General features: G+C 65.3%; 20 protein-coding genes. 6 read left to right on the plus strand and 14 right to left on the minus strand.

Annotated elements, in window-relative coordinates; translation table 11 throughout:
• Nucleotides 1–18: 18 nt before the first annotated feature.
• Nucleotides 19–918 (plus strand): LysR family transcriptional regulator, encoded by a 900-nt coding sequence (locus ACVINW_RS15075; protein ID WP_456752028.1) that lies wholly within the window; start codon nt 19–21, stop codon nt 916–918.
• 79 nt (nt 919–997) lie between these two features.
• Here ACVINW_RS15075 and ACVINW_RS15080 read toward each other — a convergent pair whose 3' ends face one another.
• Together ACVINW_RS15080 and ACVINW_RS15085 are read right to left on the minus strand one after the other, a co-directional pair.
• Nucleotides 998–2,611, minus strand: coding sequence for a DHA2 family efflux MFS transporter permease subunit (locus tag ACVINW_RS15080; protein ID WP_456752029.1), 1,614 nt, complete (start codon nt 2,609–2,611; stop codon nt 998–1,000).
• A gap of 15 nt (nt 2,612–2,626) precedes the next feature.
• A complete protein-coding gene (locus ACVINW_RS15085) occupies nt 2,627–3,847 on the minus strand; it encodes an efflux RND transporter periplasmic adaptor subunit (RefSeq protein ID WP_456756400.1) in 1,221 nt (406 codons plus the stop codon).
• Between the two features lie 222 nt (nt 3,848–4,069).
• Between ACVINW_RS15085 and ACVINW_RS15090 the strand changes: the two genes are divergently transcribed.
• Nucleotides 4,070–4,807, plus strand: a complete 738-nt coding sequence (locus ACVINW_RS15090) for a TetR/AcrR family transcriptional regulator (RefSeq protein ID WP_456752030.1) — start codon at nt 4,070–4,072, stop codon at nt 4,805–4,807.
• Nucleotides 4,808–4,813: 6 nt separating this feature from the next.
• On the opposite strand, the gene ACVINW_RS15095 is transcribed toward ACVINW_RS15090, so the two are convergent.
• The 7 genes from ACVINW_RS15095 to ACVINW_RS15125 all read right to left on the minus strand — a co-directional run bounded on the left by ACVINW_RS15095 (nt 4,814) and on the right by ACVINW_RS15125 (nt 10,590).
• Nucleotides 4,814–5,530, minus strand: coding sequence for a dihydrofolate reductase family protein (locus tag ACVINW_RS15095; RefSeq protein WP_456752031.1), 717 nt, complete (start codon nt 5,528–5,530; stop codon nt 4,814–4,816).
• 124 nt (nt 5,531–5,654) lie between these two features.
• Nucleotides 5,655–6,629: a magnesium transporter CorA family protein gene (locus tag ACVINW_RS15100; protein ID WP_456752032.1), complete on the minus strand. Its 975-nt coding sequence runs from the start codon at nt 6,627–6,629 to the stop codon at nt 5,655–5,657.
• A gap of 88 nt (nt 6,630–6,717) precedes the next feature.
• Entirely contained in the window at nt 6,718–7,662 is a 945-nt protein-coding gene (locus ACVINW_RS15105) for a DUF1259 domain-containing protein (protein ID WP_456752033.1), read from the minus strand.
• A 46-nt stretch (nt 7,663–7,708) separates the two neighbouring features.
• Nucleotides 7,709–8,041: a hypothetical protein gene (locus ACVINW_RS15110; RefSeq protein WP_456752034.1), complete on the minus strand. Its 333-nt coding sequence runs from the start codon at nt 8,039–8,041 to the stop codon at nt 7,709–7,711.
• 50 nt (nt 8,042–8,091) lie between these two features.
• Nucleotides 8,092–8,325, minus strand: a complete 234-nt coding sequence (locus ACVINW_RS15115; RefSeq protein ID WP_456752035.1) for a hypothetical protein — start codon at nt 8,323–8,325, stop codon at nt 8,092–8,094.
• A gap of 58 nt (nt 8,326–8,383) precedes the next feature.
• Nucleotides 8,384–9,775, minus strand: a complete 1,392-nt coding sequence (gene chrA / locus ACVINW_RS15120; RefSeq protein WP_456752036.1) for a chromate efflux transporter — start codon at nt 9,773–9,775, stop codon at nt 8,384–8,386.
• Entirely contained in the window at nt 9,772–10,590 is an 819-nt protein-coding gene (locus tag ACVINW_RS15125) for a chromate resistance protein ChrB domain-containing protein (protein WP_456752037.1), read from the minus strand. Before ACVINW_RS15125 ends, chrA begins: the two co-directional genes overlap by 4 nt.
• A gap of 254 nt (nt 10,591–10,844) precedes the next feature.
• On the opposite strand from ACVINW_RS15125, the gene ACVINW_RS15130 reads away from it, so the two are divergent.
• From ACVINW_RS15130 to ACVINW_RS15140, 3 genes are all read left to right on the plus strand, one after another.
• Entirely contained in the window at nt 10,845–11,123 is a 279-nt protein-coding gene (locus ACVINW_RS15130) for a metal/formaldehyde-sensitive transcriptional repressor (RefSeq protein ID WP_456752038.1), read from the plus strand.
• Between the two features lie 22 nt (nt 11,124–11,145).
• Complete coding sequence (locus tag ACVINW_RS15135) at nt 11,146–12,213, plus strand: nickel/cobalt efflux transporter (protein ID WP_456752039.1); 1,068 nt, start codon at nt 11,146–11,148, stop codon at nt 12,211–12,213.
• A gap of 122 nt (nt 12,214–12,335) precedes the next feature.
• Nucleotides 12,336–13,415 (plus strand): Cj0069 family protein, encoded by a 1,080-nt coding sequence (locus ACVINW_RS15140; RefSeq protein ID WP_456752040.1) that lies wholly within the window; start codon nt 12,336–12,338, stop codon nt 13,413–13,415.
• A gap of 300 nt (nt 13,416–13,715) precedes the next feature.
• On the opposite strand, the gene maiA is transcribed toward ACVINW_RS15140, so the two are convergent.
• From maiA to metF, 3 genes are all read right to left on the minus strand, one after another.
• Nucleotides 13,716–14,381: a maleylacetoacetate isomerase gene (maiA, locus tag ACVINW_RS15145; protein WP_456752041.1), complete on the minus strand. Its 666-nt coding sequence runs from the start codon at nt 14,379–14,381 to the stop codon at nt 13,716–13,718.
• A 139-nt stretch (nt 14,382–14,520) separates the two neighbouring features.
• Nucleotides 14,521–18,375 (minus strand): methionine synthase, encoded by a 3,855-nt coding sequence (metH, locus tag ACVINW_RS15150; RefSeq protein ID WP_456752042.1) that lies wholly within the window; start codon nt 18,373–18,375, stop codon nt 14,521–14,523.
• Between the two features lie 3 nt (nt 18,376–18,378).
• Nucleotides 18,379–19,293, minus strand: coding sequence for a methylenetetrahydrofolate reductase [NAD(P)H] (gene metF / locus ACVINW_RS15155; RefSeq protein WP_456752043.1), 915 nt, complete (start codon nt 19,291–19,293; stop codon nt 18,379–18,381).
• A gap of 391 nt (nt 19,294–19,684) precedes the next feature.
• Here metF and ACVINW_RS15160 point away from each other — a divergent pair, with 391 nt between their 5' ends.
• Nucleotides 19,685–20,704 (plus strand): LLM class flavin-dependent oxidoreductase, encoded by a 1,020-nt coding sequence (locus ACVINW_RS15160; RefSeq protein ID WP_456752044.1) that lies wholly within the window; start codon nt 19,685–19,687, stop codon nt 20,702–20,704.
• Nucleotides 20,705–20,792: 88 nt separating this feature from the next.
• Here ACVINW_RS15160 and ACVINW_RS15165 read toward each other — a convergent pair whose 3' ends face one another.
• Together ACVINW_RS15165 and ACVINW_RS15170 are read right to left on the minus strand one after the other, a co-directional pair.
• Complete coding sequence (locus ACVINW_RS15165; protein ID WP_456752045.1) at nt 20,793–21,653, minus strand: prephenate dehydratase; 861 nt, start codon at nt 21,651–21,653, stop codon at nt 20,793–20,795.
• A 33-nt stretch (nt 21,654–21,686) separates the two neighbouring features.
• On the minus strand, nt 21,687–22,427 hold the full coding sequence (locus ACVINW_RS15170; RefSeq protein ID WP_456752046.1) for a 3-deoxy-manno-octulosonate cytidylyltransferase: 741 nt from the start codon (nt 22,425–22,427) through the stop codon (nt 21,687–21,689).
• Nucleotides 22,428–22,523: the final 96 nt, after the last annotated feature.

The raw sequence follows: 22,523 nt of genomic DNA on the forward strand, positions 1-22,523 counted from the left end.
ATTGTTCATGATGCGGCCATGCGGATGCGCAATCTCGACCTCAATCTGCTGCTGGTGTTCGACGCTGTCATGCGCGAGCGCAGCGTGGTGCGCGCGGCCGGCGCGCTTGCGATCAGCCAGCCCGCCGTGAGCCACGCGCTGAACCGGCTGCGTCACGCGCTGAAAGACCAGCTGTTCGTCCGCACGCCATCCGGCATGCTGCCGACGCCGCGGGCGGAAGCCCTCGCGCTGCCGGTCCGCAAGGCGCTGAGCGAGCTGCAGCTCGCAGTCGAAGGGGATCGCTTCGATCCGGCGCAGGCGGAGCGGCGCTTTGCCATTGCCGTCAACAATTACGCCGCAGTGGTCGTGGCCGGCGCGATTATCGCGGCGGTGCGCGCGCAGGCTCCCAAAGTACGCCTGACGCTGGTGCCGAGCGGGACGCTCAATCTCGCCGACCGGCTCGATCGCGGCGAGCTCGATCTTGCGATCTCGTCGCGCGCGATGGACGGCGAGCGCTTTGCATCCCGCCGGTTGATCGAGGATCGCTTCGTTGCGGTGCTCCGGGCCGGTCATCCGGCGTTGCGCAAGAAGCTGACCGGCGAGACGCTGGTCGAGCTGCCGCATCTTGCAATTACCTCCAGCGGCGAGGATCTGGATTTCATCGATGCCTGGCTGCGGGCGCGCAAGGCCGAGCGTACCATCGCCTCCGATGTGCCGTATCTGTCCGCCGGCGCTGTCCTGGTGCAATCGAACATGGTGGCGATCCTCGGCCGCAAGCTCGCGCTCGAATTCCGCCGTGCCTATCCGATCGAGATGCGGGACCTGCCGTTCGATGCATCGAAGCTGCAGAGCGTGATGAGCTGGCACCGCCGCTTCGACGATCTGCCGGCACACCGCTGGCTGAGGGACACGATCGTTGCCGCCACGAGCGGCATTTGACCTCTATCGAGACGATCCGAAGCGATACGCCCGCGCCGATCCCCGGCGCGGGCGTCGTGCAGCTGACCTCTGCTCTTCGTCAGTGACCGACGGGAGCGGGGCCGCCAAGCTTGACCTTGCGCAGGGTCAGCGCCAGCGGGATCGCCGACAGCGCGATCAGCATCAGCACCCAGAACGCGTCCATGTAGGACAGGAACGAGGCTTGGGTCTGCACCTGCTGGCCGATCCACTGGATCGCCTGTTGATGTGCCTGCGCCAGCGCGTTGCCCTGGGCGACGAAGTAGTCGGTGACCTGCTGCAGCGTGTCCTGGTATTGCGGGCTCGACGGCATCACCTGCTCGACCAACCGGCTCTGGTGGAATTGCTCGCGGTGCGTCAGCACGTTGGAGACGAGCGAGACGCCGATCGAACCGCCGGTGTTGCGCGCCGCGTTGATCAGGGCGGAGGCCTGGTCGGTCTTTCCGGCGGGAATGCCGTCATAGGACGCCGTCATGATCGGAATGAAGATCAGCGGCAGGCCGACGCCGATCAGCATGCGCGAGCGCGCCATGAACCAGAATCCGAGATCGCCGTACACATTGGTCATGCTGTACATCGAGGCCGCGATCACCAGCGCACCGGCGATGATCAGATATTTCGGCTGCACCCTGGAGGCGAGCCGGCCGACCGCGAACATCATCAGCATGGTGACCACGCCGCCGGGCGAGAGCACGAGGCCGGCCCAGGTCGCGGTATAGCCGAAATCCTGCTGCACCAGCTGCGGCAGGAACTGGGTGGTCGCGAGCAGGATGGCGCCGGTCGCCAGCATCACCAGGAAGCAGGCACCGAACTGCCGGCTGGCGACCATCCGCAAATCGATCATCGGATTGCGGCGGGTCATCTCCCACGGGATCATCAGCACGAAAGCGGTGGCGCAGATCGCCGCCGACGTGATGATGAAGGACGATCCGAACCAGTCGTCCTCCAGGCCGCGGTCAAGCGTCACCTCGAGTGCGCCGAGGAAGGTCGCCACCAGCGCGAAGCCGATGACGTCGAAGCCGTTGTCCCGCTGCGGCTCGCTGTCGGCCTTCGCAGTGTTGGCTTTCGCGGTCGCCGGCTCCTGCAGCACCATGGCGATCGCGACAGTCGCGAATAGGCCGACCGGTGCGTTGATCAGAAAGCACCAGTGCCAGGACAGATTGTCGGAGAGCCAGCCGCCGAGCGTCGGGCCGACCACCGGCGCCACCACCACGGCGATGCCAAACACCGCAAACGCCTGTCCGCGCCTGACCGGCGGGAACGCGTCCGCCAGGATCGACTGCGCCACCGGCACCATGCCGCCGCCGCCGAGACCTTGCAGGATCCGGAACAGCAGCAGCGCGTTCAGATTGGGCGCGAAGCCGCACAGGATCGAACTGACCGTGAAGATGCCGAGGCAGATCAGGAAGAACGTCTTCCGCCCCAGCATCTTGGCGAGAAAGCTGGAGGCGGTCAGGATGATGGCATTGGACACCAGATAGGAGGTGACCACCCAGGAGGCTTCGTCCTCGCTGACGCCCATGCCGCCGGCGATATAGGGCAGCGCGACGTTGGCGATGGTCGTGTCGAGCACCTCCATGAAGCTCGCGAGCGCGACCACGATGGCGATCAGCCAGGGATTGACCGTGACGTTCGGAACCGGGAGGCTCTTGGCATCGATTGCTGCTGCACTCATGACAGCCTCCGGAAATCAGAGCTTGCCAAGCCGCTCGAGCAGCGACGGCGATGAATTGATCCGCACGGTCGGCACCACGGACATGCCGGGGCCAAGCGCGACATCGGTCGGCGGGTTGTCCATCACGATCTTAACCGGCACGCGCTGCACGATCTTGACGTAGTTGCCGGTGGCGTTCTGCGCCGGCAGCAGCGAGAACGCGGTGCCGGAGCCCGGCTGCAGGCTCTCGACATGGCCCTGGATGGCGCGGCCGGGATAGGCGTCGATCTTCAGCGTCACGTTCTCGCCCGGGCGCATCTTGTCGAGCTGGATCTCCTTGAAGTTCGCGGTGACCCAGGTCTGGTCGGGCACGAACATCGTCAGGTTGGTGCCGGCCTGCGCGAACTGGCCGACGGCCGCCGACAGGTTGACGACGCGGCCCGGCTGCGCCGCGGTCACCGTGGTGTAGGACAGATTGAGCTTCGCCTGGTCGCGCTGCGCCTCGGCCTGGGCGAGGTTGGCGACCGCGCTCTTGCGCTGCGCCTTCAGCGATTCCACCTGGCGCTGTGCGAGGTTCAGCGTCGCCTGCGCGCTCAAGAGGGACGCCTGCTGCTGATGCAGTTGCGAGGTGTACTGCTCGGAATTCTGTACCGTACCGTAACCGGTCTGCTCCAGGTGCTGGTAGCGCGTCGCCTGCTGTTGCGCGAAGGTCAGCGCCGCCTGCGCCTGATCCACCTGGGCCTGGTTGGCCGCGATCTGCGCCTGCTGCACGTCGAGCTGCGCATCGACATTCTCGATGCTGGCCTGCGCGGCGGCGACCTGCGCCTCGGCCTGCGCCAGCGCCACGCGATAGTCACGGTCGTCGAGCCGGGCGATCACGTCGCCGGCCGCGACATGCTGGTTGTCGGTGACCGGCACCGCGGTGATGTAGCCGGAGATCTTCGGCGCCAGCGCGGACTGCCGCGCCGCGATGAAGGCGTCGTCGGTGGATTCGAAATGCTCGGTGTAGTCCATGTAGAGATAGGCGCCGCCGAACGTGGCGGCGAGCAGCACGGCGCCGATTGCGGAGACGACCGGACGGCGGCGCAGCAAGCCGCGCTTCTTCGGCGCGGCCTCCGGCGGGATCGTTGCCGGCGGGGCGGGCTCCTTCGCCACCGGCCGCTCCTGCGCGGGAGCCCGCGCGGTCAACTCTGAACTGTCGGGATCGCGGGAGGGCGCGCCCTCGATACCTTGGTGCCCCTGTTGGTCGCGCTCCAACACAGTGTCTTCGAACATGATGGCTGCTCCTGCAGTTGAGCGAGGTCTGCACGGCCTTCGCAGAAGGGAACGATACCGTTCCGTTCTGTGCGGCATTTAGTCCCGCTGCAGTGCAACGTCAATGGAAACGGAACTGTGCCGTTCTATTTACAACTAGATGTGATGGGCCTATATTGCCTGATGTTGCCGGCCGAACCGGCTCATGGAACCCGGGTCAAGGCGATGACCACCAGCACACTGAAGATGCCGCGGGCGCCCAACACGAAAGTGGCGGCGAGGAAGGCGAGGCCGGTCGAGGTCCGTGCTGGCCGGCCGCCGAAGGAGCTCGCCGGCGAGGTCGATGCGCGTATCCTCGATGCGGCGCGCAAGGTCTTCCTGCAGCGTGGCTTCGAAGGCGCCAGCATCGATGAGATCGCGGACGTCGCGCGCTCCGGCAAGCGCACGATCTATGCGCGCTTCCAGGACAAGCGGGCGCTGTTCACCGAGGTGGTGACGCGGGACATCCTGTCACGTATCGCGGAGTTCAAGGCGGACGCGCCGCTTGGCGTGACGGTGGAGGAGCGCCTCACCAGCGTCGCCTCGACCCTGCTGCATTGGGGGCTCGACGCCGACCGGATCGGCCTGATGCGGCTTGCTATCGCGGAGGCGCATCGCTTCCCGGATCTCGCCGCCACCGTCAATCGCAGGGCGCGCGCGCTCGCCACCGAGCTCGGAATTCACCTGCTGCGCGACCTGACGCAATCCGACGAGCTCGGCAAGTTGCCGGCCTTCGCGCCGGAGCAGCTGCCGACCACGGCGCGCCTGTTCCTCGACATCATCGCGGTGCCGATGCTGATGCGGGCTCTGTACGAAGTCGACCTGAAAGCACTCGACCCCGAGATCGACGAGCATGTCGCGCGCGGCGTCGCGTTCTTCGTTGCCGGATGCAGAAGCGGCTGGGTGGAGAATCCCAAGCAATAGCAGCGTTCAGCCCGGCGCGCGCTCCACGGCGTGACGCAGCCAGACCATGCCGCCTTCCAGCGTCTCGCAATGCGTCAGCCGCAGTGACTGCCCGGCGCCCGGCCGGTCGCCGTCTGGACCGTGATAGTCGACGATGCATTGCGATCCGGCGACGCCGTCGACCGCCGGATGAATCAGCGTGCTGAATTCGTCGATCAGCCCGTGCTTCAGGAAGGCGCCATTGATGCCGCCGCCGCCTTCGAGCAGCAGCGTCTTGGCGCCGAACAGCGCGGCACATTGCGCCATCGCGCCCGGCAGGTCGTCGCCCCTCGGGCCGGCAAAGATGTAGGACGCGCCGTCCTCGCGCAGCTCGGCCAGATGCGCGTCGGAAACCTGCTCGCCGAGCACCGCGACCGCATGGTCGCCGCCGACATTGTCCTTGCCGAAATGCACCCGGCCCGACGGATCGATGCCGATGGCAAGCTTGCGGCCGGCGCGGTTGGCAAGATGTGGCCCGCGCGGCAGCTTCGGCGGGTTGGCGATGTGCCGCTCCGATCCCTTGGCCATCTCGTTCATGGTGACGCGGCCGATGATCCAGCCGTCGGCATTGAAGCCATCATGGATTCTTTCGTAATGGGAGCGCAGCACGTCGGCCGGGATACCGGCGGCGGCCTTGGTGAAGCGGCTGGGATGAAGCCGCCCGTCGATCGACGTGCCCATGTGGCAGATGATGTGGGGTCGCATAGGCAGAACTCTTCGTTGGGGGATGACAGCGCCGCGGGCGCGGGCAGAGGACGTCCTGATCTAGAGCGCCGCAGGCGCCTTCTCAACGCCGATAGTGCAGCGGTGTTTCAACTTCGCTTGTCCACTAGTCGAACCAGCCATGCCGCTTGAACCAGAGCACCGGCAGGATGCCGCTGGCGATGATCGCGGCGCAGGCCAGCGGATAACCGAAGGTCCAGCCGAGCTCCGGCATAACCTTGAAATTCATGCCCCAGACCCCGACCAGGATGGTCGGGGGAACGCCGACCACGGAGACGATGGTCAGGATCTTGAACAGGTCGTTCTGCTGGATGTTGATGAAGCCGAGCACGGCGTCCAGCAACAGCTGGATTTTGTCCGACAGCCTGGTCTCGTAGTCACCCAGCGACGCCACATCCTTGGAGACCGCCTCGAGCCGCCGCTTCGATGCCGCGGTGATCCATTCGTTGCCGACATCGTCGGCGAAACTCGCGATCCGGCCGACCCCGAGCAGCACGTCGCGCGCCTTGGCCAGGCGATCGGCCAGCGCGCCGATATTCTCCAATGCCTCGCGCAGCCGGCGGCTGGAGCGCACCGGCCGCTTGCTCCGCACCAGTCCGCCCTTGAACACGGCGCGCGACAGTCGGTCGGTCTTCGCGCCAAGCTGCTCCAGCACGTCGGCGCCGCGATCGATCATGGCCTCGAGTAGCGCGGTGAACACGCACATGCCGTTCTGCAGGCTTTTGTCGGTGTCGATCCGCTTCATCACCTCGTCGAAGGTGGCGAGCGGCGCAAAGCGAACCGTGACCAGCACCTTGGGGCCGATCACGAAGCCGATATTGGTGATCTCGGCCTCGTTGTTCTGGTCGAGCCGCACCGCCGGCGAGCTCAGATAGAGCCGGTCATGATCGGTCACAAGACGGCTGGACGCCTCTATCTGGCCCAATGATTCCTCGGTGGGGATGCGAATGTCGAGCATGCGCTCGACGAACTGCTTTTCATCCGCGGTGGGATCGAGCAGATCGATCCAGATGATGTCGGGCGGCAATTCGGCGCCGATGCCCTGCCAATCAGAGCTCACCGACCTGTACAGTTTCAGCACTTACCGGCTCCATGCATGGGGACTTGCGGCCACGACAATAACGAGGGTCGCAAGCCGGTTCCATGCATGAGCCGGGGCCTGCCCGCCTTCAGCTCCTGGTGCTTGCCGTCTTGTCGAGCGCGGCGCGCAGGCCCTTGGCAAGCTTGATGGCGTCGTCATTGGCCCAGAAATGCATAAAGAACAGGCGCGGCTGTTCATCTAGCATGTGGCTGTGCAGTGCGGTGACCTCGATGCCGTGGGTTCGCAGCGCTGTGATCACCGGGTTCACCTCGTCGTTGGTCAGCACGAAATCGCCGGTGATCGCCGCCTTGCTGCCGCCGGTCGGCTGGAAGTTGATGGCGATCGCAACGCCCATCGGGCCGACCGGCGCCAACGGCATGCCTCCTTCGGTGACCGGATCGCGCCGGGCCACGTTGAACTGATAGACGCCACCATTGGTCTGGCCCTTGGCGCCGATGATCTGGTCGAGCTGCGCGGTGTCGAGATCGACGGCCGGTGGCGGTGTTGCCGGCGCCGCGGCCGTGAGCGGCGTCTTGCTTTCGGCGAGCGCATCCCGGATCGCGCCGGCGATCTTCACCGGATCGCCGTGGCCGGCGACATGCATGTAGAAGGTGGCCGGGCTCGCGCCGAGCAAATGATTGTGCACGGCCGTGATCTGCAGGCCGTTGCCGATCATCTTCAGCATGACGGGATTGATCTCGGATTCGAGCAGCACAAGGTCGCCCATCGCCATGACGCCGTCATGCATGGGCTTGAAGGCGACCCATCCGCCGAGCGCCAGCGCCGGCTTGATGGTGACGCCGTTGAGCGTCACCGTGAGGTCGGTCCGCGGAAAGCCGTAGCGATGAACGTCGCCGGAGACGGCCGGCTTCCTGCCCAGGGTGTCGTCGACCTTATGCCAGTCGATGCCTTGGGCGTGCGCCGAGGCGACGAATGGCTCGGTGAATATCTGCCAGTCGATCTTTTGCGCGCTTCCGCTGGAGGCAAAGACGCAGGCGCTGACGCCGATCAGCGCGGAGATTGTGTTTCGCATTGGATTACTCCTTTGAACCCGCATTTGTTGCTTCAGGCTGCCCGCTCTATTCCTTCGAGAGCCCGACGATGGTTCGGAATCCCCCGATGGTCTGCACCGAGATCTCGACGGGATCGCCGAAGCGGACGGCATTGAAGATCAGGCCGTCCTGAACCTTGAACGTTTCGGTCTTGTCCGTAGACACGCGAATCAGCAGCGTGTCGTTGCGTTCGTCGACGCTGTCGACGATGCCTCGCAGCGTCTCGGTTGCCGACGGAAGCATCATCGCCGACTGCAATGCGACGGCCGCTTGCTGTTGCTCACTGTCGTCGGCTGGTGCCGCAAGCGCTGCACCTGTCCAGAGGACGGCGAGGCACAGGACCGCAGTTGTTGTCCTCATGATTTCACTCCATTGCTTGGGTCTTGATGTGTGCCGCGCGGAGATGGGGTCTAGTTCTGCTCTTTGACCTGGCCGCTGCTGTCGATCACCAGCCGCACGGGCTTGCCGTTCTTCATCGCTTTCGCCGTCAGGCCTTCGGCCGTCGACCTGACGTCGCTGACATTGGCGTAGCCGGCGGCCTGGAGTTTCGCGACCAGTTCGTCCTGGGTCAGGGCGTGTGCGGGCATGACGGTGCCCGCGATCGCGAGCGCAAAGATCAGGTGAGAGAGCTTCTGCTTCTGCATGTCTGGTCTCCTGGTTGTGTTGTACTGCCCCAGGTGCTTGTGACGCGCGCTGCCCGGCTCAGATGATGTCTGCCAGCCGCAGCAGCACGCCCGTGACGCAGGACGCGGCAAGGACGCTGAGCATCCCCACATTGAAGCGGAATATCGCGATCGCCGCCGCCGCCGCCAGCGCAAGCGCCGGCCAGTCGATGCTCGCCGGCACCGGCGCGTCGAACGATAGGCCGAACTCGTGCACCGGGACGGTTTGCCGAAACAGCGTATGCAGCGCGAACCAGATCGACAGGTTGAGGATCACGCCGACCACGGCGGCGGTGATCGCCGACAACGCGCCCGCCAGCGCCTTGTTGCCGCGCAGCGCCTCGATGTAGGGCGCGCCGACGAATATCCACAGGAAGCACGGCGTGAACGTCACCCACGTCGCGAGCAGTCCGCCAAGCGTGGCAGCCAGCATCGGCGACAGCCCGCTTGCCTCGCGGAACGCGGCCATGAAGCCCACGAACTGCACCACCATGATCAGCGGGCCGGGCGTGGTCTCGGCCATGCCGAGGCCATCAAGCATCTCGCGCGGGCTGACCCAGTGATAGTATTCCGCGCCCTGTTGCGCGACATACGCGAGCACGGCATAGGCGCCGCCGAACGTCACCATCGCCATCTTGCTGAAGAAGATCGCGATCTGCGTGAACACGTCGCCCGGTCCCAGGACGATCAGCAGGGCGAACACCGGAACCAGCCAGAGCGCGAGCCAGACGGCGCCGACCCGCAGCGTGCGCGATGCGTTGGGACGGACATGATCCGGCACCGCCTCGCCGAGCATGCTGTCGATGGCAGCCGAGCTCTTGCCGCCATGTTCGATGGCCGCAAATTCCGGCCGGCCCAGCCGGGCGCCGATTAGCCCGGTGAGGGCCGCGGCGCCGATGATCAGCGGAAACGGCACGGCGAAGAAAAAGATCGCGACAAAGGCGATCGCCGCGAGCGCGATCATCACCCGGTTGCGCAGCGCGCGTTTGCCGACCCGCACCACCGCCTGGATGACGATGGCAAGCACGGCGGCCTTCAGGCCGAAGAACAGCGCCTCGACAAACCCGACATTGCCATAGGCCGCATAGATATAGCTGAGGCCCATGATGGCGAAGATGCCGGGCAGGATGAACAGCCCGCCGGAAACGATGCCGCCGAGCGTCCGATGCAGCAGCCAGCCGATATAGGTCGCCAGCTGCTGCGCCTCCGGCCCCGGCAGCAGCATGCAGTAGTTGAGGGCGTGCAGGAAACGCCCCTCCGATATCCAGTTCTTCTCCTCGACCAAGATGCGATGCATCACCGCGATCTGGCCTGCCGGTCCGCCAAAGCTCAGGATAGCGACCCGCATCCAGACCAGCAGCGCGTCGTTGAACGAGATGCCGTGCGCGTGCTCTTGTCCGTGCGCCTTCGGTGTCGTTGCGACGTCCGTCATGGCTTCACCTTGCTGGTCGGCCAATTGTGCGTCTCCCTGGTCGCGTCGCGGCACCAGCGATAGAACGCGTCGTAGAGCAGCATGCCGGCGCTCAACTGTTCGAGGTCGTCGTCGAACATGCGCGACAAGCCGAGCGAGGCCGCGAGCAGGCCGGGCGCCTCCGGCGAGAGATCAAGCCGCGCAGTGTCGGCGGCCCGCACCATTGTCGCGAGCCGCTCCAGCGCCGGCGTCGACAGGCCGAACTCCTCGACCATCACGTCGAAGGTGCAACGCTCGCCGCGATGGCTCCAGAACACGTTCTCGATGTCGAACGGCGTGGCCTCGAATCGTTCGGCGACGGCCTCGACTTCCGCTGATGTGACGAACAGGAACACGGCCGCCGGATCGACAAAGCGGCGGATCAGCCATGGACAGGCGATGCGATCGATCTTCGGCCGCGACCGCGTCACCCAGACGGTGCGGCCGCGCCCGTCGCGTTTCGGAATCCTGTTGGCGGGAACGGTTGGGAGTTCCGCCTGTCGCCAGCCGAGATGGCCGCCCTCGAGAATCTCGGCAGCAATGTTGCCGCAGCGGAGCCAGGCAGCGGTGCCTTCGGCAAGCTTCTGCCCCTTCTGGCAGACGACGACAACGGATTGGCCACTGAGGCCGGACGCCCAATCCTGGACGTCGAGATGGGAGTGCCGAATGGCGCCCGGGATCAGGCGCGGGTCGGCGGCGAAATCCTCATCGAGGCGAACGTCGACGAGCACCGGTGCCCTGGTGGTGCCGATGAGACGAGACAATTTTTCGGATGAGATCGATGTGTAAGATGACATGCTGCGCCCTTGGTGAACAGGACGCGATTCTTGGGCATGTCGCCTCGCGGGGAGATCGCACATCCCCGTGCCATCAATAGAAGACCAATGCCGGTTGCTGTCAACCAGCTCTGCTGGATCAACGCATCACCAAGATTTCACCGTTTGCGACAGGAACATGTCGGCGCTCAAATATCCGCTGCTGCGTCACGCATGCCGCCGCGTCGGTCGACAACAATGTTGACTAATATAGGGTACCCCCCTATATTATTTTGATGTCGCACACGATCAAGCACAAGTCCAAGCTCGTCGGCCGGGTTCGCCGCATCAAGGGGCAGCTCGAGGCCGTCGAGCGGGCGCTGGAGTCCGAGATCGGCTGTGCCGACGTATTGATGCTGGTGGCCTCGGTACGCGGCGCCATCAACGGGCTCACCGCGGAATTGCTCGAAGATCACATCCGCCATCACGTGGTGGACCCTGCCCTGGAAAAGGATCCCGAGAAGGCGCAGGGCGCTGCCGACCTGATCGACGTGGTTCGTACCTATTTGAAGTGACGCCCAGCCTGAAGTGAAGCAAATGGCCGATCTGTCCCAGCTGCTGCAGCAAAGCAGCGCGCATGCATGGCTGTTCATCCCCAGCGCGATCCTGCTCGGCGCGCTGCACGGGCTTGAGCCCGGCCACTCCAAGACGATGATGGCGGCCTTCATCATCGCGATCCGCGGCACGGTGGTGCAGGCGGTGCTGCTCGGCCTGGCGGCGACGATCTCGCATACCGCGATCGTCTGGATCGTCGCGCTCGCCGGGTTGCATTTCGGCCAGCAATGGTCCGGCGAGCGCAGCGAAGCCTGGCTGCAACTGGTGTCGGCTGCGATCATCATCGCGATCGCCGCCTGGATGGCGTGGCGGACCTGGCGAGAGCAGACTGCCGATCACGATCATCACCACCATCACGACGAAACCCGCCCATTGATCCTGGCCGGACAATCGCTGTCGCTCGAGGTCTTCGAGAACGGCGTGCCGCCGCGCTGGCGGCTGCGCAGCGAGGCCGGCACGCTGCCGGCGGCCGGCGAGGTCAGTGTCATGACGATCCGCCCCGACGGCAGCGAGCAGTGTTTTCGCTTCGCCGGCCAGGGCGACTATCTCGAAAGCATCGATGAGATTCCGGAGCCGCATGAATTCAAGGCGCGCATCTCGGTGCGGGCGGAGACGGCGGAAGTCCTGTTCAAGGAGCATGACCATGCGCACATGGACCTCGGAGAGGACGGAGCCGATGCGCATGCCCTCGCGCATGCCGCTGACATACGCAAGCGCTTTGCCGGACGCACCGTCACGACATGGCAGATCATCCTGTTCGGCCTGACCGGCGGGCTGATTCCCTGTCCGGCGGCGATCACCGTGTTGCTGCTCTGTCTTCAACTGAAGCAGTTCAGCCTCGGCTTCGTGCTGGTGCTCTGCTTCGGCATCGGGCTTGCGCTGACCATGGTCTCGGTCGGGATTGCGGCCGCGCTCAGTCTCCGTCATGTCGAGCGTCATTGGGGCGGCTTCGGCCGCTTCGCACGGCGCGCACCCTACGTGTCGGCCGCGCTGATCGTGCTGGTCGGCCTCTACACGGGATGGCTGGGGGTGCATGGGGTCATGGCGTGATCTCACGTCGATCTTGAAACCGGCGCGAAGTGGTCTAGAGTCGCCCTTGAGGGGACCAGGCAGACTCCCCGTGAGACTTCGGTCCAAGCTCTGCGCGACTTCAACCGTCGTGGAGCTTCCATATGGACACCGAACAGCACACATCTCCTCGTTCCAGAATCGCGATCCTGTGGCGTGGCGATGCCGTGACGCGCCGCGAGGCGACGCCGCAGAACAGCCGCTTCGTCCGTGTCTTCGAGGCGCTTGCCGCCTCCGGTATCGAGGCGATTCCCGTCGTCTATGACGAGACCTTCGCCGATCTCGTCCGCGACCAATTGCTGACCATGGACGGCGTCCTCGTCTGGGTCGATCCGATCCATCAGGGCAAGACGCGCGCGGCCCTCGATCCGCTGCTGCGCGAGGTCGCAGCGAAACGCCCATGGGTCAGCGCGCATCCCGATGTCATCCTGAAGATGGGCGTCAAGGACGTGCTTTATCGCACGCGTCATCTGGGCTGGGGCGCCGACACGCATCGATACGCCAGCGCGGACGTCTTCCGTGCCGAATTCCCGTCGCGGCTTCGCACGTCCGGGCCGCGTGTGCTCAAGCAGAACCGTGGCAATGGCGGGCAGGGCGTCTGGAAAGTGGAGGCTTCGCCGGATGCGGATGCGACCGTTCGCGTGCTGCATGCGCTGCGCGGCAGCCAGCCTGAGCAGCTGCCGCTGGAGGCGTTCATGGCGCGCTGCGATCAGTATTTCGGCTGGGGCGGCTGCATCATCGACCAGCCGTTCCAACCGCGCCTGCCCGAAGGCATGATCCGCTGCTATGTCAGCGGATCGAAGGTCGCGGGCTTCGGGCATCAATTGATCAAGGCGTTGATCCCGCCGCCTCCGGAAGGCCCTGATTCACCGCAAGCCCAGCCCGGGCCGCGCATCATGGACGGTCCTGATGCCGCGCAATTCCAGGCATTGCGGCGCTTGATGGAGGACGAATGGATTCCGCAAATGATGGCGACGCTGACGATCGATGAAGCATCGCTGCCGGTGATCTGGGATGCGGATTTCCTCTACGGCCCGCGCGATGCTGATGGTGCCGACACTTACGTGCTCTGCGAAATCAACGCCAGCTCGTGCTTCGCGATTCCCGACGAGGCACCGGCCGCGATTGCACGGACAGTGCGGGAGCGGTTTCGCAGGACGATGGAGAGCGAAGCCGGGCGATAGCAGCACGCTGCGAAGCGATGTCTTTAATCCTCAACTGTCATCGCCCGGCTCGACCGGGCGATCCAGTACGCCGCGGCGTCTCGGTTCAGGTACTGCTGTCTCTGGAATACTGGATCATCCGCTTTCGCGGGTGATGACACCGCGTGTTTGACATCTCGAATCGAGATCGATCCTCATCGTCGTCCTGGCGAAAGCCCATTACCCCAAATCTCAATTGTGACCCGACGCTGGGGCCACTATCCCGTTCATCACCGAACGGGGCTTTTATGGCTTTCGCCAGGACGGCGATGGGGAGATTCCTTACGTCGCCTTCACCTGCATCGCCTCCGGCGTATCGGGCTGCGCTGACGGATGTGCCGTGGCGAACGCCGGCAGCGCCATCGCGGTGTCGTGGATGCGTTTTACGGTCGGCCAGGGCGACAGGCTGATCTGCTGGTTGATCGCCGCGGTGACATGGCCGACCAGGCAGATATCGGCGACGGTCGGCGTGTCGCCGTGGCAGAACCGGCCGGTCGCCTTGTGGCCGGCGAGGTGGCCTTCGAGCGCCGCCAGCGTCTCGACCGTCCAGTGCCGCCGCCAGGCAGATTGCTGGCTGTCGCGCAGGTCGAGCTCGCGGTCGAGATAGCGGCGCACCCGCGGGGTCAGCAGCGGATGGCCTTCGCAGGCGACGATCAGCGCAAGTCCGCGCACCCGGGCGCGGCCGCGCGGATCGGACGGCAGCAGCGGCGGGGTCGGAAAAGTCTCGTCGAGATAGTCGATGATCGCGAGCGACTGGAACAGCACGGCGCCGTCGTCGGTCACCAGCGCCGGCAGCGCCATCTGCGGATTGATCTTGCGATAGGCGTCGGCGCGGTGCGCGTCGGCATCGATGTCGACGAACACGATGTCGGCCGGCACGCCCTTGAGGTTGAGCGCAATCCGCACCCGAAAGCTCGCCAGCGATCGCCAGAAGGAGAAGAACTGCATCGGGAATTTCTCTCTGCCCTCAACGAGGCGGCTCGTAGCCCGGATGAAGCGCAAGCGAAAATCCAGGACCGGTCGTCGTTCCGTCGCAGTCTATCCCGGATTGCGCTTCGCTGCATCCGGGCTACGCCATCGTCGATGCCTAGCCCGCGCCGACCTTCTTCTTGCGCCAGGCCAGATGCACGGCACAGGTGCAGCCCTGCGGATGCGAGGCCAGCTCGGCGTCGTTGGCTGGCGTTGCGGCGGGTGCGATCGGCTGGCCCTTGGCGCCGTCCTGCGAGGGGATGTAGTTCAAGACAGGCGCCAGCCAGCGCTCGACCTCGGCGACCGTCATGGCCTTGCGCGCGGCATAGTCCTCGACCTGGTCGCGCTCGATCTTGCCGACGCCGAAATAGAAGCTCTCGGGATGCGAGAAATATAGGCCCGAGACCGACGAGCCCGGCCACATCGCAAAGCTCTCGGTCAGCTTCACGCCGGCGGTATTCTCCGCGTCGAGCAGCGCGAACAGCGTCCGCTTCTCGGTGTGGTCGGGTTGCGCCGGATAGCCGGGCGCCGGGCGGATGCCGTCATACTTCTCGAGGATCAGTTCGTCGGCCGAGAACGTCTCGTCCGGCGCATAGCCCCAGAACTCCTTGCGCACACGCTGGTGCATGCGCTCGGCAAAGGCCTCGGCCAGACGATCGGCCAGCGCCTTGCACAGGATCGAGGAGTAGTCGTCATTGGCGTTCTTGAAGCGGTCGGCGACCGCATCCTCGCCGATCCCCGCGGTGACGACGAAGCCGCCGATATAGTCGGGCACGCCGGTGTCCTTTGGCGCGACGAAGTCGGACAGCGCGGCGTTGAAGCGGCCCTCGCGCTTCTCGAGCTGTTGGCGCAGCGTGTGGAAGGTCGCGATCTTTTGCTTCCGCGTCTCGTCGGCATAGACCTCGACATCGTCGCCGACCGCATTCGCCGGCCAGAAGCCAATGGTGGCGCGCGCGGTGAACCACTTCTCCGCGATGATCTTGTCGAGCATCTTGCGCGCGTCGGCATAGAGCGAGCGCGCGACCTCGCCGACCTTGGGATCGTCGAGGATCGCCGGGAAGCGGCCGGTCAGCTCCCAGGTCTGGAAGAACGGCGTCCAGTCGATGTAGTCCGCGAGCTCGGCGAGATCGTAGGTGTCAAAGCTCTTCAGGCCGAAGAAGGCCGGCTGCTTCGGCGGTGCGGCGGCGAAGTCGATCGCAACCTTGTTGGCGCGCGCTTCAGCGAGCTTCAGCCGCTTCTTGTCGGCCTGGGAGCGGAAATGCGCCGACGAGATCTTCGCGTATTCCGCGCGCACCTCGGCGGCGTAGGCCTGCTTCTTCTCGGCCGACAGCAGCGAGGAGGCGACGCCGACCGCGCGGCTGGCATCATTGACATGCACGACCGGGCCGCCCGGATAGTTCGGGTCGATCTTCACGGCGGTATGCACGCGGCTCGTCGTCGCGCCGCCGATCAAGAGCGGCACGTTCATACCCTGCCGTTCCAGTTCGCCGGCGAGGAAGCTCATCTCGTCGAGCGAGGGCGTGATCAGGCCGGACAGGCCGATGATGTCGGCGCCTTCGGCCTTGGCGGTCTCGATGATCTTGTTGGCGGGCACCATGACACCGAGGTCGATGACCTCGAAATTGTTGCACTGGAGCACGATGCCGACGATGTTCTTGCCGATGTCGTGGACGTCGCCCTTGACGGTCGCGAGCACGATCTTGCCTGCGGCGTTGCGGCCGCCGGTGATGCCATTGGCGAGGTTGCGCGCCTTCTCCTCCTCCATGAACGGCATTAGATAGGCGACCGCCTGCTTCATCACGCGCGCCGACTTCACGACCTGCGGCAGGAACATCTTGCCGTCGCCGAAGAGGTCGCCGACCACGTTCATGCCGGCCATCAGCGGCCCCTCGATGACGTCGAGCGGACGGGAGGCGTTCTGGCGGGCCGCTTCGGTGTCCTGCTCGATGAATTCGGTGATGCCGTGCACCAGGGCGTGGGACAGCCGCTTCTCGACCGGCCATTCGCGCCAGGCGAGATCCTGCTCCTTGGTCTGCTTCTCCTTGCCGCGGAATTTCTCGGCAAGCGCCAGCAGCCGTTCCGACGCACCGGGATCGCGGTTGAGGATCACGTCCTCGCAGGTCTGGCGCAGTTCGGGGTCGATGTCGTCATAGACGATCATCTGCCCGGCATTGACGATACCCATGTCCATGCCGGCATGGATCGCGTGATACAGGAACACCGAGTGCATCGCCTCGCGCACCGGCTCGTTGCCGCGGAACGAGAACGACAGGTTGGAGACGCCGCCGGAGATGTGGGCGCCGGGCAGGTTCTGCCGGATCCAGCGTGTCGCCTCGATGAAGTCGACGCCGTAATTGTTGTGCTCCTCAAGGCCGGTCGCGATCGCGAAGATGTTCGGATCGAAGATGATGTCCTCGGGCGGGAAGTCGAGCCGGCCGACCAGAATGTCGTAGGCGCGCTTGCTGATCTCGGTCTTGCGCTTGAACGTGTCGGCCTGGCCGGTCTCGTCGAACGCCATCACCACCACGGCCGCACCGTGGCGCTTGGCCACCGTCGCCTCGTGGATGAACTTCTCCTCGCCTTCCTTCAGCGAGATCGAGTTCACGATCGGCTTGCCCTGGATGCACTTCAGGCCGGCCTCGATGACGTGGAATTTCGAGGAATCGACCATCACGGGCACGCGCGCGATGTCGGGCTCGGCGGCGACGAGGTTGAGGAACGTCACCATCGCGCTCTCGGAGTCCAGGAGGCCCTCGTCCATGTTGACGTCGATCACCTGGGCGCCGTTCTCGACCTGGTCGCGCGCGACCTGAAGCGCCGCGGTATAGTCGCCCGCGGTGATCAGCTTGCGGAAGCGGGCCGAGCCGGTGACGTTGGTGCGCTCGCCGACATTCACGAACGGGATCGCATCGGTCAGCGTGAACGGCTCGAGGCCGGACAGCTTGAGCCGCCGCTCGATCTCGGGCACCACGCGCGGTTTGTGCGGGGCGACGGCCCTGGCGATCGCCGCGATATGGTCGGGCGTGGTGCCGCAGCAGCCGCCGACAATGTTGACGAGGCCGGCGGCGGCGAACTCGCCGATCAACCGCGCCATGTAGTCCGGCGTCTCGTCATACTGGCCGAATTCGTTGGGCAGGCCGGCGTTCGGATAGGCGCACACCAGCGTGTCGGCGACGCGGCCGATATCGGCGATATGCGCGCGCAAATCTTCTGCGCCGAGCGCGCAGTTGAAGCCGATGGTGATCGGCCTGGCGTGCCGAACCGAATGCCAGAACGCTTCCGGCAGTTGGCCGGAGAGCAGGCGGCCGGACTTGTCGGTGATGGTGCCGGAAACCATCACCGGCACGTCGATGACGCGCTCCTCGATGATCTCGGCGATCGCATACAGCGCAGCCTTGGCGTTCAGCGTGTCGAAGATGGTCTCGACCAGCAGCAGGTCGGCGCCGCCGTCGAGCAGGCCCTTGGCCTGTTCGCCATAGGCCCTGCGCAGATCGTCGAAGGTCACCGCGCGATAGCCGGGATTGGAGACGTCGGGCGAGATCGAGGCGGTGCGGTTGGTCGGGCCGAGCGCGCCGGCGACGAAGCGCGGCTTGCCGTCCTCGGCGCTGACCCGCTCCGCTGCGATGCGCGCGAGGCGAGCGCCTTGCAGGTTCATCTCATAGGCGAGGTCCGACATGTCGTAGTCGGCCTGCGCGATCGAGGTCGAGGAGAAGGTGTTGGTCGCAACGATGTCGGCGCCGGCGCGCAGATAAGCGGCGTGGATGTCGGTGATCGCCTCGGGCTGGGTCAGGATCAGGAGATCGTTGTTGCCCTTGATGTCGCGATGGAATTCCGCAAAGCGCGCGCCGCGGAAGGCGGCCTCGTCGAATTGCAGGCCCTGGATCATCGTGCCCATGGCGCCGTCGAGCACCAGGATGCGCTCGCGGGCAGCCGCGAGCAAAGCGGTTCGCTTCGCAGAAACAGGAATGGTCATGGATCAGGCAGCTTTCTGGGCACCGTTCGGCCGGATGCCGAGCAGGTGGCTGATCGCGAACACGAGGTCCGCGCGGTTCATGGTGTAGAAGTGGAAGGTGTCGACGCCGTGCTTGAACAGCTTCTGCACCTGGCCGGCGGCAACGGTGGCCGCGACCAGCTTGCGGGTCTCGGCGTCGTGGTCGAGGCCTTCGAACTTCTCGGCGAGCCAGTCCGGCACGCTGGTGCCGGCGCGGGTGACGAAATTGCGCGCCTGCTTGAAATTGTGCATCGGCATGATGCCCGGCACGATCGGAATCTCGATGCCGCGTGCCCGCACCCGGTCGACGTAGCGATGATAAAGGTCGTTGTCGAAGAACACCTGGGTGATCGCGCGCGTCGCACCGGCGTCGACCTTGGCCCTCAGCGTGTCGATGTCGGCGTCGAAATCGGCGGCTTCCGGATGCTTCTCCGGATAGGCGGACACCGAGATCTCGATGTCGGCGTGGCGGCGCTTGATCCCGGCGACGAGCTCGGCCGAGCTCTGGTAGCCGTCGGGATGGGTGAAGTAGGGCGTGCCGATGCCGCCGGGCGGATCGCCGCGGAGCGCCACGATGTGGCGGACGCCGACCTCATGGTAGCGGTCGACGATCTCGTCGATCTCGCTGCGCGAGGCGCTCACGCAGGTCAGATGCGCGGCCGGCAGCAGATCGGTCTCGCGCAGGATGCGGCTGATGGTCGAATGGGTGCGCTCGCGGGTCGAGCCGCCGGCGCCGTAGGTGACCGAGACGAAGTTCGGCGTCAGCGGCGCAAGGCGATTGATGGTCTCCCACAGATTGCGCTCCATCTCCTCGGTCTTCGGCGGGAAGAACTCGAAGGAGATTTTCGGCGCCCTCGGGGCGCGCTGGCCGTTCGGCACGGAGGAAATGGTCTCGGTCATGATACGCAAGGGCTCCGCAACTGGAGGGCAGACATCCGGCCTGGATATGGAGGCCCCAAGATAAGCGAAACCGGTGGGCTGAAACAGCCCATTCGATATGGGAAATTGCCCATTGTTGGCAAGGAAATGAGAAAAAATGGCTAAGGGGCACGTGTGGTGGGCGACGAGCCGTCAGCCAAATCAGATAGATAGCATATTGATTTATATGGATTAAGTCCTGTGCCGGCGATATGCGCGCCGCTAGAATGGAATGTGGGCAACGGAGTATGTCAACGAATCGTCTTATCTTGTCCCAATGCACTGCTGCAGCCTCTTCCGGCCCTCGGGTGCGGGACTGCTCTGCGCGGCCGGGGACTTTGTCGCCTCCTGACCTCACACTAGGTTGTCGGCCATGATCCCGCTGTCCGTCCTCGACCTCTCCGTCGTTACCACCGGCACCAAGCCCGCCGCGGCGCTCCGCAACAGCATCGATCTGGCGCGCCATGTCGATGCTCTCGGCTATGTCCGCTATTGGCTCGCCGAGCACCACAACCTCGCCTCGGTCGCGAGCCCGGCGCCCGATGTGATGATCGGGCAGATCGCGGCGGTGACGCAGCATATTCGCGTCGGCTCCGGCGGCGTGATGCTGCCCAACCATGCGCCGCTTGTCGTCGCCGAGCGCTTCAAGATGCTGGAGGCGCTGTTTCCCGGCCGCATCGACCTCGGCCTCGGCCGCGCGCCCGGCACCGATGGTGCCACCGCCTATGCGCTGCGCAGCCGGCTCGATCGCCGCGAGGGCGACGATTTCCTCGAACGATTGCACGAATTGACCTTGTGGGAGACGCGCGATTTTCCGGCCGGCCATCCCTACACCAATGTGGTGGCGATGCCGGATGATTCGCCGCTGCCGCCGATCTGGCTGCTCGGCTCGAGCGACTATTCCGCCGAGCTCGCCGCCCAGGTCGGGATGGGGTTCGCGTTCGCGCATCATTTCGCCACGTACGATGCGATCGCGGCGATGACCAATTATCGCGCGCATTTCAAGCCGTCCGGCTGGCGGGCGACGCCGCAATCGATCCTCGCGGTCGCCGTGGTGACGGCGGAGACCGATGCGGATGCCGAGCGGCTGGCGCTATCGATGGATCTCAACCGGCTGCGCCGCGACCGCGGCCAATATCTGCCGCTGCCGAGCATCGAGGAAGCCGAGGCCTATCCCTACACCGACGCTGAGCGCGCCTCGATCGCACGCAATCGCGCCCGGCTGTTCGTCGGCAGCCCGGCAACCGTGATGGCGAAGCTCGAGCCGCTGATCGCGGCGACCCAGGCGGACGAGCTGATGGTGATCACCGCGGTGTATGACCACGCGGCGCGGAAGAGGTCCTACAGCCTGCTTGCGGAGGCATTCGGGCTTGTGAAGAGGGGCGCCGCATGAGGCCGTCATTCCGGGATGGTCCGCAGGACCAGACCCGGAATCTCGAGATTCCGGGTTCGATGCTAGGCATCGCCCCGGAATGACGGCGTCAGTCCTGCGTTTCGCTGAAGGTCGCGCGGAACGGGTTGCCGGGATAGACGCCGAGGATGCGGAATTCGCGCGAGAAGAATTTCAGTTCCTCCAGTGCGAAGGCGAGTCCGCGGTCATCCGGATGACCGTCGACATCGGCATAGAATTGCGTGGCGAAGAAATTGCCGTCGACCATGTAGCTTTCGAGCTTGGTCATGTTGACACCGTTGGTGGCAAAGCCGCCCAGCGCCTTGTAGAGCGCGGCGGGCAGATTGCGCACCCGGAACACAAAACTGGTGACCAGCGGCCCCGAACCCTGCGCGGCCCATTTGGCCTCGCGCGCCAGCACCACGAAGCGGGTGGTGTTGTGGGCCTCGTCCTCGATATCCTCGGCGAGAATCTCGAGGCCATAGATATTAGCGGCAAGGCGCGAGGCGATCGCCGCCACGGTGCGGTCGCCGCGTTCGGAGACATCGCGGGCGCTGCCGGCGGTGTCGCCGGCGACGATCGGCTTGATGCCGAGCTTGCGGATGGTGCGCCGGCACTGGCCGAGCGCCTGGACATGGCTTTCCACGCTCTTGATGTCGGCGAGCTTGACGCCCTTGAGCGCCATCAGCTGGTGGCGGATCGGCAAGAACCATTCACCGACGATGAACAGGCCCGACGCCGGCAGCAGATGATGGATGTCGGCGACGCGGCCGGCGACCGAATTCTCGATCGGGATCATGCCGAGATCGGCCTCGCCCGACGAGATCGCGGCCAGCGCGTCCTCGAAGGTCGGGCACGGCATGGGCTCGGCGTCGGGATAGGCCTCGACGATCGCGATATGGGAATTGGCGCCAGGCTCGCCCTGGAACGCGATTTTCAGCTTCTTTGTCATCGGTTCTTTCCTGCGGGGCCTTTTAGCACCCGCTCAGGCCTTGGAAAGTATTCTGCGGGCGGTTTCGAGGTCGGCCGCGGTGTCGACTCCGCGTGGGACGCTGTCGACGATGGTGACGTCGATCCGCATCCCGGCCTCCAGCGCGCGCAGCTGCTCGAGTTTCTCCTGCAGCTCCAGCGGCGAGGGCGGCAACTTGACGAACCGCTCCAGCGCGGCGCGGCGATAGGCATAGAGGCCGATATGGTGGTAGCGCGGCCCGTCGCCGTGGGGCGCGGTGGCGCGGGTGAAATACAGCGCGCGCAACCGGTTGGCGCCGATCGGGGACCCGACCGCCTTGACCACGCTGGACGCCCGGTCCTCCTCCTCGCTGTGAATCCGCGAGGCCAGGGTCGAGATATCCACGGCGGCGTCGTCGAGCGCCGGCATCACGCTGCGGATGGTCTCCGGCGTGATGGTCGGGAAATCGCCCTGCAGATTGACCACGATCTCGGTACGGCCGCCCGGGTCGAGGGTCATCATCGCTTCATGGATCCGGTCTGAGCCGGAGGGATGGTCGGAGCGGGTCATCACCACCTCGCCGCCCGCCGCCCGCACCGCGGTTGCGATCTCGGCCGTGTCGGTTGCGACCGCGACCCGGCCGATCCCGGCCGCCTCGGCCCGCCGCAGCACATGGACGATCATCGGCTGGCCTGCGATGTCGAGCAGCGGTTTTCCGGGCAGTCGGGTGGCGGCCATGCGGGCCGGAATCAGCACCAAGGTACGGGGATCGGTCATTCGGTTCGGGGCCCGTCCGGCTTGCGGAAATTGCCGGGGAGGAGGTTGAATTCGGCGCGTTTATACGGGTTGCCAGAGCGCGGGCAAACCGATATC

It is taken from the genome of Bradyrhizobium sp. USDA 4461, assembly GCF_054055655.1.

What these genes read in the sequence shown, in the direction of transcription:
- ACVINW_RS15075 (WP_456752028.1), top strand. Translation starts at nt 19, where the DNA reads ATGCGGATGCGCAATCTCGACCTCAATCTGCTGCTGGTGTTCGACGCT.
- ACVINW_RS15080 (WP_456752029.1), bottom strand. Translation starts at nt 2,611, where the DNA reads ATGAGTGCAGCAGCAATCGATGCCAAGAGCCTCCCGGTTCCGAACGTC.
- ACVINW_RS15090 (WP_456752030.1), top strand. Translation starts at nt 4,070, where the DNA reads ATGACCACCAGCACACTGAAGATGCCGCGGGCGCCCAACACGAAAGTG.
- ACVINW_RS15095 (WP_456752031.1), bottom strand. Translation starts at nt 5,530, where the DNA reads ATGCGACCCCACATCATCTGCCACATGGGCACGTCGATCGACGGGCGG.
- ACVINW_RS15105 (WP_456752033.1), bottom strand. Translation starts at nt 7,662, where the DNA reads ATGCGAAACACAATCTCCGCGCTGATCGGCGTCAGCGCCTGCGTCTTT.
- ACVINW_RS15110 (WP_456752034.1), bottom strand. Translation starts at nt 8,041, where the DNA reads ATGAGGACAACAACTGCGGTCCTGTGCCTCGCCGTCCTCTGGACAGGT.
- ACVINW_RS15115 (WP_456752035.1), bottom strand. Translation starts at nt 8,325, where the DNA reads ATGCAGAAGCAGAAGCTCTCTCACCTGATCTTTGCGCTCGCGATCGCG.
- chrA (WP_456752036.1), bottom strand. Translation starts at nt 9,775, where the DNA reads ATGACGGACGTCGCAACGACACCGAAGGCGCACGGACAAGAGCACGCG.
- ACVINW_RS15125 (WP_456752037.1), bottom strand. Translation starts at nt 10,590, where the DNA reads ATGTCATCTTACACATCGATCTCATCCGAAAAATTGTCTCGTCTCATC.
- ACVINW_RS15130 (WP_456752038.1), top strand. Translation starts at nt 10,845, where the DNA reads ATGTCGCACACGATCAAGCACAAGTCCAAGCTCGTCGGCCGGGTTCGC.
- ACVINW_RS15135 (WP_456752039.1), top strand. Translation starts at nt 11,146, where the DNA reads ATGGCCGATCTGTCCCAGCTGCTGCAGCAAAGCAGCGCGCATGCATGG.
- ACVINW_RS15140 (WP_456752040.1), top strand. Translation starts at nt 12,336, where the DNA reads ATGGACACCGAACAGCACACATCTCCTCGTTCCAGAATCGCGATCCTG.
- maiA (WP_456752041.1), bottom strand. Translation starts at nt 14,381, where the DNA reads ATGCAGTTCTTCTCCTTCTGGCGATCGCTGGCGAGCTTTCGGGTGCGG.
- metH (WP_456752042.1), bottom strand. Translation starts at nt 18,375, where the DNA reads ATGACCATTCCTGTTTCTGCGAAGCGAACCGCTTTGCTCGCGGCTGCC.
- metF (WP_456752043.1), bottom strand. Translation starts at nt 19,293, where the DNA reads ATGACCGAGACCATTTCCTCCGTGCCGAACGGCCAGCGCGCCCCGAGG.
- ACVINW_RS15160 (WP_456752044.1), top strand. Translation starts at nt 19,685, where the DNA reads ATGATCCCGCTGTCCGTCCTCGACCTCTCCGTCGTTACCACCGGCACC.
- ACVINW_RS15165 (WP_456752045.1), bottom strand. Translation starts at nt 21,653, where the DNA reads ATGACAAAGAAGCTGAAAATCGCGTTCCAGGGCGAGCCTGGCGCCAAT.
- ACVINW_RS15170 (WP_456752046.1), bottom strand. Translation starts at nt 22,427, where the DNA reads ATGACCGATCCCCGTACCTTGGTGCTGATTCCGGCCCGCATGGCCGCC.